This window comes from Mycobacterium gordonae (assembly GCF_001417955.2).
Taxonomy (GTDB): Bacteria; Actinomycetota; Actinomycetes; order Mycobacteriales; family Mycobacteriaceae; genus Mycobacterium; species Mycobacterium gordonae_B.
Genome location: NZ_LKTM01000357.1, coordinates 1 through 14,946, shown reverse-complemented (window position 1 = coordinate 14,946; position 14,946 = coordinate 1). Strand labels below are relative to the sequence as shown.

At 60.7% G+C, this 14,946-nt stretch carries 5 protein-coding genes and 1 pseudogene; all 6 read right to left on the bottom strand.

All coding sequences use genetic code 11. The features are described from left to right. Window positions 1-376 precede the first annotated feature (376 nt). A complete protein-coding gene (locus tag AO501_RS28105) occupies window positions 377-820 on the bottom strand; it encodes a hypothetical protein (protein ID WP_231752632.1) in 444 nt (147 codons plus the stop codon). Further along, window positions 747-2,951, bottom strand: a complete 2,205-nt coding sequence (locus tag AO501_RS28100) for a GmrSD restriction endonuclease domain-containing protein (protein ID WP_063892941.1) — start codon at window positions 2,949-2,951, stop codon at window positions 747-749. The genes AO501_RS28105 and AO501_RS28100 overlap by 74 nt, the downstream gene beginning before the upstream one ends. A 26-nt stretch (window positions 2,952-2,977) precedes the next feature. Then, window positions 2,978-5,191: a 3'-5' exonuclease gene (locus AO501_RS28090; protein ID WP_055580850.1), complete on the bottom strand. Its 2,214-nt coding sequence runs from the start codon at window positions 5,189-5,191 to the stop codon at window positions 2,978-2,980. After that, the gene (locus tag AO501_RS28085; protein ID WP_055580849.1) at window positions 5,192-11,557 is read right to left on the bottom strand and encodes a DEAD/DEAH box helicase; all 6,366 of its coding nucleotides are present in this window, start codon (window positions 11,555-11,557) and stop codon (window positions 5,192-5,194) included. A 3-nt stretch (window positions 11,558-11,560) separates the two neighbouring features. Further along, window positions 11,561-12,268, bottom strand: a complete 708-nt coding sequence (locus AO501_RS28080; RefSeq protein ID WP_055580848.1) for a hypothetical protein — start codon at window positions 12,266-12,268, stop codon at window positions 11,561-11,563. Further along, window positions 12,265-14,946 (bottom strand): annotated as a pseudogene (locus AO501_RS38485) (class I SAM-dependent DNA methyltransferase); the annotation flags it as partial. The gene AO501_RS28080 and the pseudogene AO501_RS38485, both read right to left, overlap by 4 nt.

Genomic DNA, 14,946 nt, shown 5'->3' with positions numbered 1-14,946 from the left:
ACACGTGCAATTAGCCGACTAGCGGCTATTGCGAAACACGACTCGGCACCGCTTACAGTGTGAAGATGGCGCTAATTCGTTCATTGAAGCCTGACACGCAGCCTGCACGACCGCCACGCACCGAGGTCGACTGTCTCTACACCACAGTATTTTCGGATCGCGGCGACAAGCTGCTCCGGTTGGCGACATTGGGGTCAGACCTCCGCAAATTGGCGCCAAAACCCAGTCAGATAATCGAACTCGATCAGGCGACCGCCGAGAAACTGATTACCGTTATGGTCGAGGCGTTCCCAGGAATACGGCTCCCCTAGGGTCCCATCGAATCGCGAGAGCGAGCACAGCATTGACCGCAGACGCCGCATAGCGTGGTGGGCTTTCACTTGAGCCGCAACTTGGCGGGACGCTTCGACTCCACTGCAACATCAGCGAAGGTCGCGAGCAGTGCGCATACGAACGCCGACCGGTACACGTCTAACTGGTGCTTGAGCCCCTCCTGCGTAAGAACACCGTTGGACGTCAGGTGGGCCCACGCTCGGATGATCATCCATGCTGGAACCAGTTCCGGGGGAGCGCCTCGGCCTTCGGACTGCAGAGTTGCGACGCGGATACCCGCTCTATCAATTGAAACAATTTTGTTCGGCCGTCCATATCCCAGCGTGCGTAACTCGTCACCCTCCGCGACCGACTGCACGATCCTCATGTAGAGCTCGTCGTCAAACTGAGTGCCGCGCGGAGTCAATGCCGCGTCAGGCGTCATCATCGCTGCCTTCGAGTTGTCCGTCTGTGTTGTCGGCGATTTCCTGCTCAGCAGCTTCGTCATCAATCTCTTCTGACGTCTGCTCCAGGTACTCGTTAAACACCTCTGCGAGCGCGCGGTTGTCGGTCTGTCCCACATTGAAGAACCACCAACCGTTTTCACTCTTACCACTGATCCAACGAGCCGCACCGGACGGCGTCTCAAACAGGTGGCCATCGACATCAATACGGCCATCGGGAAGAATGACAGCTGTTCGACCGCTGTGCGCCTTTCGGCGCGCAAAAATCTTCGAGCCAGGCTCAATCAACCCGGCACCAATCAAATCCGCGACGGTCACGCGCCGCTTCGGTTGCTCCGCGGTCTTGCCGTAGCTCGACTTGTGTCCCTCTGGCACAGGCCATATCTCGACGATCGCTTGAGCCATATCGGCAGTACGCGCGCGGATCTTCTGCACGCTCCACTCTGCGCCTGCATCCAGAAGGATGCCGACGTTAAGTTTGAGCACATCATGCTCTTGAAGCGCGACTCGCTTCGAATCCCAGGGCGCATTCGACAACTTGGTGTTGAGTTTTGAAGTGACGAGGGTGAGGTTCCCAGCAGTGTGCACGAGCCGATCACGCGTCGCTTCGTCCTCATCTGGCTCCAACGGCCAATGCTTCTGCCATTTCTGGGGCATTACATGCTCGATGTGGTACATACCCCGCGCCACACGTTCACCGCCGAGCCCTTCATTGGGGCCCTTCCACCCACGTCTGTGATCCTCTTGCGCCTCCAGGACCATGCGGAGGCGATTATTCCTAATCCTCTGGTAGGCCGGCATATTCTTGAGCTCGCTGATGACCTCGTCATCGTCTGGCCAATAGCGGCTTTCGACGTTCTGGCCCGTGAAGAACTGCTCGACGACATCCCCCGCGTTCTCACGATCGCCATTCTGAAGCTGGGTGACCAACTCGGCAGCAACTTGGTTGTAGGCTTTCGTTGTCGCTCTCACCAACATTCTTCTGACTAGCCAACTTTCGAGCACGTCGAGCGCCTTCGTGACCTGATCCGACGGCACAGGGTCCATCTCGGCATCAAACAACCACAAGACCACTGGCTTGAAGACTTCGCTCTCCAGTGTGTTCGAGCGGTAAGCGAAGAGCTGAAGTCGGTCAACGGGATTGTTGGCAGTCACACCTTCGATGAATGCCCGATAGACTTTACTAGCCCGAGCGATCTGTGTTACTAATTCAAGCATCGAGGTGCCGGCGTCGAAGTCTGCGTATCGCTTAAACCGGGTGAACACTTCTCGCGCAACGGTTTCTTCGCCCGTACGCGCGATCAACCAGTGGTTCAAGAAAATTGACGAACGTGAGTATCGCAGCCGGCCGAAGCTGACTTCGACCTCCCAGAAACCCGTTTCAAAATCTTTCCAGTACTTTTCGTACGCGGCTTCGACGTCGACATCTTGCTCCATCAACCGCTGGAAGACGAAGTTTTTTATGAGATCCGCCGCAGTGAGGCCGGCACCGCGTGCATTGAGAGTCTCAAAGATCTCCTGGGCGTTCTCTTCTGCGGTGAGGTCGATGACAACGAGTTGCAGGAGCTCGCGTACCACATGCTCGAGCTTCTCAGCCCTTGCAACGACTTTCTCTGGTCCGTCGGAGTTCAGCCATTCCCTCGCTTGCTCCGAGAAGTAGCGATGGGCTTGGACCAGCCGCTCACCCGCATGTGCCAACGATCCGTACGCGACTGGCGGAGTCGCGGCCATCACGTCGTTGAATGCGGCCCGATCCCGATTCGTCGGCCACACTTTAAATTGATCCTCGTGGTGGTCGCAGAACGCATCCGGATTACGAACGAGCGCCTCAAGCCGCTTCGCGGGCTGCTCTACTCCCGCTGCGTGGATCTCAGCGTGCAGCGCGTCGAGCAGCAATTGCAAAGTCGTTAAGCGTTGCTGACCGTCGATCACGGTACGGGCCTGAAGCGAGCCGATTGGATTCTGAAGCTGTTGCAGAACGACTGCACCAAGGAAGTGCGGCTGTTGCTTGACATGAGGTTCAACGAGCAGGCGGTCCGCGACGCGAACAACATCGCGCCACAACGGTTCCCACTGATTCTCCAGGTTCCACACATAGGGTCGCTGGAACAGCGGAACGATCAGCCGCTGTGGTTGCATGAAGACCAGCTGGGGTGTTCGTACCTGTGTGTCCATTGATCTCCTCGTAGATCTGCCGGCGTCTAAGCGTTCGACCCGAGCAGCTCCGACCGCTGCCCGCTCCAAGTCACCACTAGCGCATCACGTGCTCGGCTACTAGCGACATAAAGCAGAGAACGTTCCCGCAACAGGGCCTCGGCGCGTTCCTCGTCGGGGATGTTGCGTAACGCCGCCGGCGACGGGACGTGCTTGTCATCGGCCCCAGACAGGATCACGCGCGAAAACTCCATCCCCTTAGCCCGATGCATCGTCATCACCAGCGGCTGGCCTGGGACGGCCGCGGACCGGTCGAGAGCTCGGACTTGAACACCGCGCTCTCCCAGTCCTCGAATGAATCGATCCCGCTCCTCCTGGCTTCGGGTCAGCACCGCAATGCTCTCGGGCACGACGCTTTCCTTGTCGAGCCACTTTGTAATCAAGTCCGCTACTGTTTGGAGTTCAGCGGTTTGGTCGGGGCACGCGATCAACTCCGGCTCGGGCCCACTGCGCGCCGACCGATAGTCACTCGTTTTCTCGTTCTCTTGCTCCAGATCTGTGTAATGCGCTCCGGACAGGACCCCTACTGCAAACGCCAGGTTCTGTGCAGTAGTCCGGTAATTCAGAGTCAATCGCCGAGATCGACCGACGATCTTGACTCCCAACCGGCTCAAGACAATTGGGCTCCCATATATACGTTGGTGGGAGTCTTCGGCGATGAAGAGGTCGTTCGGCCCTTCCGACACCAGCGCACGAAGGAGCGCCCAGTGAGTGGCGTGGAGGTCCTGGGCCTCATCGACTATTAAGTGATCGGCGATGTGGCCGCCGCCCGATTCTGCTCTCACGCGCAACGCTTCTGCCGCCAGGGCGAGCACCTCGGGAAAACTGAGCGTCTCGTTCATGTCACTCTGTCGACGGTAGGCTTCGACGAGGTTCCATACCGCGATGCGTTGTGGGCGGCTCAGCCGCACTCCGCGACCCGGTCTCGGGATCTTTGCGTACTGTTCCAATGTGGTGATGCGGTTTGCGAGAACCACGGCAATGTACTCGCTCTCCAAAAACCCGGGCGTCGCCAACTTGGCGTCCAACCCCGATTTCACCGTGTTGGTCACGTCACGCCAAACGGCGTCGGACGAGGTCCGCTGTGCCGGTACCACACCGCTGCGCCCGAACACATGCTGAAATGCAGCACTAACGTGGGACCAATTGTTGTCGACGACGGCTTTCGCCAGGGAGTCGATACCCCCGACGTAAACGCCGACATCCCCTGGCTTGTCGGCGATTACGACATCTGGGTCGAGGGCTTTCAGATCGGCCTTGAGCCCGTCAGCGAGTGCGGTATTGAAGGTCGTCAATATGATGCGCGCATCTGGGATTGACTTGGCCAACCGCCGCGCGCGGTGTATCGCCACGACTGTCTTCCCCGTGCCGGCTCCTCCGGAGAGCCTGAACGCGCCACTCGTGTTCGATTCGACGTACTTCCTTTGTTCTGGGTGGAGGAATATCCGCCATGCCGCGAAGTCACCGCCTTCGATGACGCGGCGCAATTCGTCGTTGTCCTCGATATACGCGAACTGCATTTTGGATGCTGGCCGCTCCAGCGCCCCGATGATCTGTTCGTCTTCGTCCAGGTTCGTGTCGACGGGTTCGTCAGTGAAGCCGTGCTTCTCGCGAATGGTGTCGATCGAAACGCCAGTCGCCAGATCAAGTAGCGCGCTGCCCTCCCAGTCCAATGCGCCTTCGGCAGCATCGACGAGCGCGGACTCACTTGGCGCTGCCATCGCACGCTCCGCCACCGCGGTACTGATACCTAACCTCTCGGTCAGGTCCGAAAGTGTGTACCCTACGCCTGCGAGGTAGGAAAGTTCTGGGGCAGGCTTCGGGGGTGGCGTAGGCGTAGCAGCACCGGTCGAGGTGGCCGGTTCACTGATCAGTCCTTCGAGCGTTCCATTAATTGGATTAACCCGAAGCGTCGCTCGCTCAGCGAGTTTGATGGCCTCATCGTGTCCCCAGGTCCCCATGTAGATGTACGTGGGGCCGCTCGACTTGTCGTCCACTCGGAACAGCACGGCTCGATAGTGCAGATCGACACGGCCAGTACGGACTCGTGGATCGACGGCGGCCTTCATCGGTTCAATATGTAGCGATGGCTGGGTGTCATCGGCGTTCAGCTTCTCGAAGAAGTCATACACTTTGTTCTTGATCGAGCCATCCAGCTTTGACATAGCCTTGCTGTTCGACGCAATGACTAGGTTCGCCATTTACATCACTCCATTCGATTGCAGCACCGCGACGACATGCTCGACATTGGCCGGACAAAGCGTCCATCCGTGAGGAGCTTCGCCGGAGTCGAAGGACACGCCGATCCGCGCATCCGCCCATGCCATGTCAATGACGTCGCCACTCTCGGTCTCATAGCCCAGCTCCGGAACCGCCACCCCGGCATCGGCGAGCGCCGTGATGAGCTCTCGCTCGCTGTCCGAGACAGCTTCATCGAGGATGGTTTGCCACTCCGGTGCGAGGGCAACCGACTCAGTTACTTCGGGTGCGGATGGCGCCACGGAGAGCAGTGAGCGGGTGGTGATGCTGTGGCGACCACTGAGCCCTAGCCAGTTCGACAGCCGAATCCATTCCTTCCACGCTTTGCCATCAAGCGATTGGAGGTGATCCTCGCGATCGTCCACAGCGAGCACTGCACGCGGCGGCTCGGTAGTGCTGTGCACGCCCGAAGTCACCGTGACGCCGCCAGCGGAGTATGTCCAGCACATGTCGGATCCAGCCTCGCCAAACGGTAGCGTTCCATTTAGCACCGCCAACGCGGCCACCGCTACATCATTGGAATCAGAGTGAGCCCGGTTGTCGTTGCGCACAAAGAGATACGGCATCCAGTCACCGAAGTGCTGCCAGGATTCGGTATCTGGGTTGACGACGAACTCGAGCAGCTGCGTCACTGGATCCTTCGATAGGAGGCGCACGAGTCCGGGTGAAACGTGGAACCGGCTCGTGACGATGCTGGCGGCTTTCTGGTCGAACCAATCCGGATCGACCCCGTCGCCCGATTTGAAGCGCTGAAGATCGTCATGTCCGAACGACCACACCAAATAACCAGCCTTACGAAGCGCGGCCCGCTTGTCAGCATCGTCGGCGACGCGGTTGCGGTCGCCGGTCCCAGCGTGGAATGCCCGCCCGTCAGCAAAGATAGCGATTCGCGGAATCTCGGGATCGGCGGTCTGGAGGACAAAGTCGGGTTTGACGAAGTCGAGCGAAATCTGCGGTCGCAGTGACCATTTGCGCGGCGAGGTACCCTGCAGCGTGATGGTTGCCGACGGTCCGTAAGTGCCCGGCTTTTCGACGACAGCGGCGCCCATCAGTTTGAGCCGAGCGATGAACGCACTGTAGAAATCGCGCTCAAGGAATGACTCGTCGCCGAGGGGCGTGGGCGGTGGCGCCTTCTCGGTGACTTCGGCAGTCCAGTCCTCGAGGTCGGGAGTCGAGTGGGAGCCGACGTCCAGGATCTCGTCGAGGAGCTTCAGCGCCGTTAGCCGAGACACCTTATCCATGTCGTAGGGCGCGGCAAACGGGAGCAGACAACGGTGACAGGCCAGTCGATCCTCATCGCGGCATGGGCATTCGCGCACGATCTGCCGCGCAGCGGCGAGCACGTCAAAAACCTTGGTGTGGTCGGAGAACTCGGCTAGGTAGCCGGTGCCGCCCGGAACAGTGTCGTGAATAAGAAGCGCACGACGGTCCGGAGCCCATAGCGCGTCACTGATAGTAGCGACGTCGAGGTGTTCGGGCGATCCACCGATTACTTGGCGTAGACCAAGCAAGATTGCAGCGGCGAAGCTGGGGTGAGCGAAGTTGTCATACTCCATCTGCGGCGGCAGGTGCAGTAGCACACCCTGCGTGCGCAGCCGACGCGCGAGGGCGATGTCGCGGACGTCCTCAGTAGGCGAGTCGCGCAGCCGACACCAGGTGCGGTGTTCGTAGCGGCTATTGCGGCCGGACGTCGCGTCAAGTTGTCCGCATGCCGCGCACACCCGAAAGAGGCCGCTAGCCGACTCTTGCCCGGCGATCAGCCTTTTCTTTCCCTTAGAGGTTCGCTTGCCCAGGTTAATCCATCGAATATCCAAGCGGCGCAAATACTCCGCGCCGAATGCCGATCCTGATCGGAACCAGGTTCGACCCACCTGCGAGGGATCGACGTCGGCGGCAGTGACAACGGTGAATGGTTCGCGCTTGCGACTGTCACGAATGTCGTTGATGGTGGCCTCATCACGGCGAACCTCGGCGGACACCCTTGTCATCTCGACCACCGGTAGGTGCTGATTGACGTCACCGATGGCGACGCTATGACACCGCGGACAACTCGCGGCCGGAACGCCGGCGCCCACCCAACCGCATTGCGGACACACCTGCCACAAGTGGATGTTGCACTCTCCAGTGCCCAGATCGACGGCATCGATGGTCACCGCAAGACCCTGCGCGTAGAACGTCGCCCCCGGGGCGAGTTCGGTGAGCGCTACGCGGGACCCCCGTTGATAGCTGAGTTCCTCACCCATGTACTCGTTGCTATCGGGATCGATCCACGTGACCCCGACGTCGAGAGTTACCGCGTCGTCGAGCAGCGTGTAATTGGGCAGTACGCCGTACCGCTCAAGCACCGAAATCCAGTAGTCGCGAGTCAACGAGTTAATTTGCGCATTAAGCAGTTTGAGTGATCCCTTGGCGATCTTGTAGGCACGCCGGTCGTCGTCGGTCGCCGCGGGCGACGTGGCGCGGCGTTCGAACTCCGGCAGTTCGGCGTCGACGGCGGCCCGCCGAGTGGTGAGTTCGTCGAGGTCCGCCCGCCATTGGTAACAGGCGGTCATCAACCGTTGCGTGAGACCACTCGGTCCGCCCTCCGGGGGAGCGCTGGCCCAAGCTCGAAGACTGGCAATCGAATCCACGCTGAGATGCTCGCCGAACTGGCCGAGGAAGCGGTCGAGCAGCTGGTCGCTATCGGACGCTGCGGTCTCCAGCAGGCGCGACAACCAGCCGCCCTCGGCGTCGTCGCCGAGAACTGAACGCGCGTCGGTGGGGCGTTCTTGCTGAGGGTCGCGAGCGAACTGATCGACGATATGAGCGACGTATTGACGCTGGAGAATTTCCTCGGCGCTGAGGAACGTCGCGGGTGGTCGCACTTCGCCTTCGATAACCGACAGCGGTTCGAACAGTTTCGGGAGATGTTCGCCGCGGCCGCGGACGTAGGCCAGGATTAGCGAGTTGCCGGTAAGTCGCCCGGCGCGGCCGACACGCTGCAGGTAAGAGGACACCGATCGGGGCAGCGATCCGAGCATCACGGTCGAAAGGTCGCCGATGTCGATGCCCATTTCCAGCGTGGGCGTGGCGACCAGCACGTTAGGCGCCTGCGGGTCAGAGCCACCGCTCTTGAACGCCGTCTCGTACTTGAGTCGCGTCGTCGTAGGAAGAAGACTGGTGTGCTCGCGCGCCACAACGCGCTTCATCTCGGTCGAGTCATATAGCCGGCGATAAAAGTTATCCGCCTTGGGAGTTCGATGTAACCAACCTGGACAGCGGATGAGGATGCAGGGAGCACCGTCGAGCTCGTCAACAGTAGTCACGCTGCCCGGTACGGGAGTCTGGCAAACGTCACACGCCAGCAGGTGTCGCTTGTCGAGCAGCCCCTCGACGGTCGGCGCGCTGACGTGCACCGTGCCGGGTTCTAAACCGTATACCGTGGAACCGGTTTCGGTGGCGCGGGTCGACAGCAGCATCTGCTCAGCGAGTTCGACAAACAGTGCCTTGGCGAGAAAGGTTCCGTCCTGAGGACTGACATCCAGGCAACGCGAAGTCCACCGCGCGTACCACGACGAAGGCGCGGTGATCGGGTCAAAGCCCTCCGGCAGCGGACCGGTTCCCGTCTTGAGAGCGGGAAACGCCGGTGCGGGCCGGCCTTTCGGGAACGCAGGCATGCCTTGTCCGCGCGGCCGACCTCCCCAGATGTGGTAACGGTTAGCGTTCTTCTCCACATATCGCCGCAGCCACTCGTGGTGAATGCCACCCCGCGTGCGCACTCGTTCCGCCGTGCCGCGGACCCAATGTGCCAAGGCGTGGTCGGACACGCCGCCCAGCGGAAGCTGCGTGGCGTCGGCGCGCTCGATTGCGCGGCGTCCGAGAATCCGCGCCTTCTGCGGCGCACCCAAATAGACCTCGGCGGCGACGCTGCCGGTGAGTTCTAGAGTGCGACCAGTGCGAGACTGCAGTCCGAACTCGAGATCGATGTCAAATCGCAGTCGCTTCTTGGCCTTGTTCTCCGCGGCCCGCCGTGAGTTGGAATGGGCGTCCGCCTTCCAGAAGGCGACGAACTCGTCGCGGTCAACGATGTCGGGTGGCAGCAGTTGATACCGGAGCATCGGGTCGGTGCCGGCGCGGGCGATCACAGCCTGACTCAGCTCGTCGAGGTCGAGTTCGCCATCGCCAAGTGCACTGCGTAGCGCAGTGCGCAGCGTGAGGCTATGCGAGCGGGCCTGTACGAAGCCGGCACGGTGTGCAGCGTCCTGCACGCTGTCGGTGAACATCAGCGCCTTCTTCTCAGCGGCATCGAGCTTCTCGTTTCCGAAGAGGTTCGACAGTGTCACCGATAATTGGGTCGCCACTGCACTACCGAGAAACCGAATCCCATCGGCGGCGCCGCAGGCTGGGCACACGTCGTCTTTCGACTGCTCGTCGGCGTCGGGACCGATCAAGGTGAGCACGGGCAGTAAACGTCCGTCGACGATGTCTGCGCTTTCGGGATCCGGTGTGATGTCCTGCAATTCGCGATGATCGAGGTGGAACCAACGCAACCCATCAACGCCGCCGGATACCTGCGCCTCGGCCGGTGCGGAGATCAGCGCGCGGAAGCGGGATGCGCCTGCGGCGTGGTCGGCGCGGATCGCCTCATCGGTTACATCGAGAGCAGTGCCAGTCGGCGCGAGCCGCGCTCCCCAACCGGAGCGCCCGCAGTGTCGGCAATACACCGCGGGTAGATACAGCTCCTGATCGTCGGCCAGCGCGCCGTCGTCCGACCAGCGGTATTCGGTGGCGGCGCGCACTGCCCTGTCGACGCGGCTGAGCTCTCGGATCCACAGGTGCACGTCGACACCCAATGCCGCGCGGCCGGCCTCGGCGCGGACGTGCGACAGCATTGCAAATACGAACTCTAGGAAGCGGATCCGTGTGGCGTGGGTGCGGGCGGCATCGCGGTCGACGGCCACTGCCGGAAACACTCGGTCTGCGAGATCGGAGAGCGACACGGCGTGGATGGAGCCCTCCAGTACGGCCTGGACGAACCGATGCCGCTTGAGTTGGTCGAGCATGTCGGCAATGTTGAGTTCCGGGCCGCCGGCGGTTCCTCCTGCATGTACGGACTTCTGAAAGAGCTCGGATTGGGTGGGTTTCTCGAAGAGCTCAGACTGAGCGGGCTTTCCGAAGAGTTCAGATTGAGGACGCTTCTCGAAGAGTTCGGCGAACACCGCAGCGGCAATGGCCTGGTTGTTTGGAGCGGAGACGGTCGCGTTGACGATCCGTTCCAGCGCATCTGGTAGTCCCGGTTCGACGGGTGTCCACTCATGGTCACAGTCCCCGAGCCGCGAATTGCGCCATTGATCGGGGGTGAGTCGGGTTTCCTCGATGACCGCTTCGGAGGGGAACACCTCTCCAAACACGGTGTGCGCGAACTCGCGCATCGCTGTCGGCGCGGCACGCGAGCCGAGTGTCGCTGATGTCGCGACCGGGGTGATCCGGCCGAGCGGGCGGGCGCGGTCTGCGTCGGTGATCCGCGATGTGTCGGTCCAGTAGCTCTTCAGTGTGATGCCAAGACGGCGCAGCAGCATGGCGACGTCGGTGCCCTGCGCTCCGTCGTAGGTGTGGAATTCGTCGAGCACCAGATATCGCAACGATTCTGCGGACAGTCGCCACATGTCGGCGCGGCCCGGATGCAGCAGCATGTGGTCGAGCATCTTGTAGTTGGTGAGCAAGATGTCCGGGGGCGCGTCGTGCATGAGCGCGCGGTCGGTGATCAGCCCGTCCGCCGACACTCTCGTGCGTCCACCGCTGGCCTGCTCACCGGTGTACAAACCGGCAGTGACAGCGGCCAATGCCGGGTCGCCGGCGATGAGCTTGGCCAGCCGCTCCGCTTGGTCGTTGGCAAGCGCGTTCATCGGGTAGAGGACAAGCGCCTTCATTCCGGTGACGCCAGACTTCCTGGCCCGCAGAACGTGGTCGAGGATCGGGTAGAGGAACGCCTCCGTCTTACCGGACCCGGTGCCAGTGGTCACGAGCGTGGGTTGCGGGCGGTCGCCCTGCTTGGTCGACAATTGCGCAAATGCGCGGGCCTGGTGTCCGTAGGGCGTGAAATCTTGCGGCCACCAGTCGAGGTGCTCTGCCCAGTCGTCTTCGGCCGGTGCGAACGGCAGCCGCAGCCTGACATACGGACCCTTGAACATTCCGGTGTCGGGATCGCCGACGAAGTCGGTCAGCGCCGATTGCGCGTCGGGGTCGGTCAACGCGAATGTTGTTGCGAGGTAGTCGGTAAGGCCTTCACGGAGATGTTCGGCCTGCAGGGTGGGAAGGAGTGCGCCCATCGATTACATACCTCGTCCGGCGTTCCACGGTGCGTGATCGATCTCCCATGCAGTGATGGGTCGTTTCAGTTCGACACTAACGGCGGGAACCAGCGCGTCGATCAGATGGCGGGCGCGGATCGGATCGACGACAACTCCGTGATGCTCGAACCAGCGCAGGACCATTCGGTCGGGCTTGATCAAGTCGTCCTGGCCGATGAGCATCCATAGGTAGTTGCGCCGCACCGCATGGGCACCCTCTCCGGGGATTCTCCGCAGATCCGCGTTCACGGCGGCGAACCGCTCCTCGTCACCGAAAAGTACGATCGCATCAGCTATCTCGTTGACGCCGTGCGCGCGGAAAGCATGGAGGTGACGGAGTACTGCGTCGGCTTTGCGAATTCCGCCTCTGGTTGACGTGTTCTGCCCATTGGTAAGCCGTATCAACTCGCCGACAGTGACGTCAGCCAAGCGGGTAAGCGGCAACGGGTCAACGTCGATCGGCTGGTCCAGCGAGATGGTGGGTTGCTCGACACCAAACTTTCTCGCAAGATTGCGGACCAGCGGAACCACGACGTTGTCATAATGGGCACCGATGCTCCACACCGCATCGACGATGCACAGGCTCAAGCTGCCCCAACGTCGTTCGCGCGGCTGCGGACCGAGCGCGACGACGGCGTTGACCAGTTCACCGAGCTTAGCCGGGTCTACGGTTTGTTGCGTTCCGGTCATGCGAGTGCAATATCGCTAAAGTGCTTGTGGGCCAATTCCATATCGCGTTCGCGGTCGACGCCGATGAATGGCTCGACGTAGGTAACTCCGTCGACAGTCAACTCATCGCCCTCGACAGCTCGCTTCCTGCGGTACTCGGACGCAAGCTTCGACGGCAGTTGACGGCCGTTCGCGTCGTACAACGCTTCACGTTCATATTTCTGCAGAACGGGGAACTGAGTGCGGTAAATCGTGCGCAACTCCGCCGCGGTGATTCCAAGCATGATTGCGACGATGGCATCGATTTCGATTAACGCTTGACGACGGTCGGCGGCGCGGCGAAGGGCCGTCGCCCACTCCCACTCCGGTCCGACCTTACCCAGTCGCGCACGGCACGAGTAGTCCACGCCCACGTGAGGAACCCACGAATCCTGCTGCCAGACGGAGGTATACAGCTCCTCCCAAAGCGGAGCGTACGGTTGGATGAGGCAGTTCAGGCGGAGAGTGCGGACGATTAGCTGAGCTTCGAGGGCATGATTACGTACGTGAGGGAACCGTCGTACAACTCCGTGCTTCAATTCCGACACACTGGCGGCCTTCACCAGGAAATCGACTGGCAGCGACGACCAAAAGCCGTTCGCAACGACCAAATCGCTCTTGGTTGGTAGGTCGGCGGAGAGAACAGTTACAACGAAGCACGGGCCCGGTGGGAACACCGCCGAGTGAAGGGTACGAACGGTCGATGGATCCGCCATCCTTCGCCACGCGAGCCGAAAATACGATGCACTTGGCTCACCATGCCATTTTGGATACGCCTGAATGTATTCACTGTAGGGCTTGGCGATCTGGTAGCTCGATCTTGGTTTGAAGTCTTCTGGGATCGACTCAAGGTCGATTGTCGTCGTATCCTGACGACTTCTTGGATTCTCGTTTGGCTGTTGGTAGAGCGGATTGGCAACAGAGAAGTGGGGTCCTTGCAGAATAACCTCTTCCCACCGTGGTGGGGTCGCTGACGAGTACTTGAAGTAGCCGAGTTCACGATCACGCGGCTCTTCCCAACCCCTAGTCCATTCAAATCCGATATCTCCGAGGCGAGGGGCCGTAGCCACCTTGTCCAGCACCTGGGCGCTTGCGCGATTCACGGGGTATAACATCCGTGCTTCGTCTGGCGGCGTTCCCGGCTCGTCGATTAGAGCGGCCCAATTCTCCAGTACGGACCGATCTACCCGCACGATCCGCTCGCGGTGCGGACGCATATCCCAGTTATCATCCGCATCGCGCACACCGGGCGCTTGGCCGGAGCCGTCGTGGTGAATCGATCGCTCAAGCACGTCTGGGTGATATATCCAGCCAGCCTGAAGGAAGCTCACTTCGGTTTGCGTACATCCATATATGTGAACACCGAAGTCTCGTTTGTCGCTAATTTCGCGAAAGATGTATGCATTGTTCTTGAACTGAACATGTCGACGGAGCCTTCGATATGTCTGGCGTCGAAGGTATTTCGCACGGAGCTCTGTGAAATGGCTTTCCGGGTGGATCAGCCCGCTGATCCCTGCATCGGTCATCGAGCGCCAGACTCGCTCCATGAAGCACCGGTACAAGTCGGGTTGCAGGCCTGTGAGTACCGGCCGGTCGACACCTGACGCCAGATGCGCATTAACTCCGACCTGATCTGTCCGCTGGTTCAAGATTTCTGCCAGCACATCCCGTCGCTCAAAAGCGTCTAGGCGCTTGCGATTCCTAAGGTCCTCCGACGCTTTGTCGACTAGTTGCCACCATGGATCGAACTCGGCCAACGCACTCGACTCATCCCAGTCGGGCCTCACCCACGGCGGGTTTCCTACCTGTAAGTCAAAGCCTCCGCGGGCGAAGACCGGCGCAAAGTCGAGTTCCCAATGGAAGAACCCCTGCCCCTCACCAATGGTTTGCGCTACCGTCAGCCAAGGGAATCCATCGAGCGCTTTGTCGATTGAAAGTGCTTGTGCAAACGTACGATCGATGTCCTCAGCGAGGTCGAGTTCTTCCCAGTTGAGGTCGCCCGCGAGACTGGTCTGGCCGTACTTTTCGAACTTGCCGGCCTTCGGCAGGATACCGAGAATGGCTTCCAAACCACCAACCCACTGGTCCCAATCCGGCGGTTCGATGTCGGTAGTCAACGGCCACGACCACATCGCGCACCAGGCGTCCATCACGCGGCGCAGTCGCCGGTAGGCGCCGTTCTCGTCATGCAGCACTTCCTCGATCTGCTCCCGTGTCACCGCAGCATCAAAAGACTGAAGGCTTTCACGACCCCAAAGTTCGATGTCACGACGGATCTCGGACTCCGCGATCGCCAGCCTGCGAAGTGTGAATCTCCACAACGTCTCGACACGCTCGGCGAGAGCGGCCAGTCGTTTCTTGATCGCCGCGCTGGGGTTACCGCGAATACCGTTGCGCCACAGCCGCAATTCCTCGCGCTTGTCCGGCGCATAGGTCTTGGCTTCAGGAGTGTCGATCACGGCGCCCCAGCCGTGGGAGGGCAACAAGAAGTGATGGATGGCGCCGCCGGTTTCTTCACTCAGAGGGACATCGGTCGGCGCGGTCGTCAGCCATGCCTTCTTCGACAGAAGACTCGGCGCGTAGCGGAACCTGTCAACCTGAATGAGGCACCGTTGCGCGGTATTTACTGAGCGTCCTCCTCTGGATGGTCGGGTGGGTTG

Excerpts from the sequence above, each read along its gene's own strand:
- AO501_RS28105 (WP_231752632.1), bottom strand. The coding sequence starts at position 820 with ATGACGAAGCTGCTGAGCAGGAAATCGCCGACAACACAGACGGACAAC.
- AO501_RS28090 (WP_055580850.1), bottom strand. The coding sequence starts at position 5,191 with ATGGCGAACCTAGTCATTGCGTCGAACAGCAAGGCTATGTCAAAGCTG.
- AO501_RS28080 (WP_055580848.1), bottom strand. The coding sequence starts at position 12,268 with ATGACCGGAACGCAACAAACCGTAGACCCGGCTAAGCTCGGTGAACTG.
- AO501_RS28100 (WP_063892941.1), bottom strand. The coding sequence starts at position 2,951 with ATGGACACACAGGTACGAACACCCCAGCTGGTCTTCATGCAACCACAG.
- AO501_RS28085 (WP_055580849.1), bottom strand. The coding sequence starts at position 11,557 with ATGGGCGCACTCCTTCCCACCCTGCAGGCCGAACATCTCCGTGAAGGC.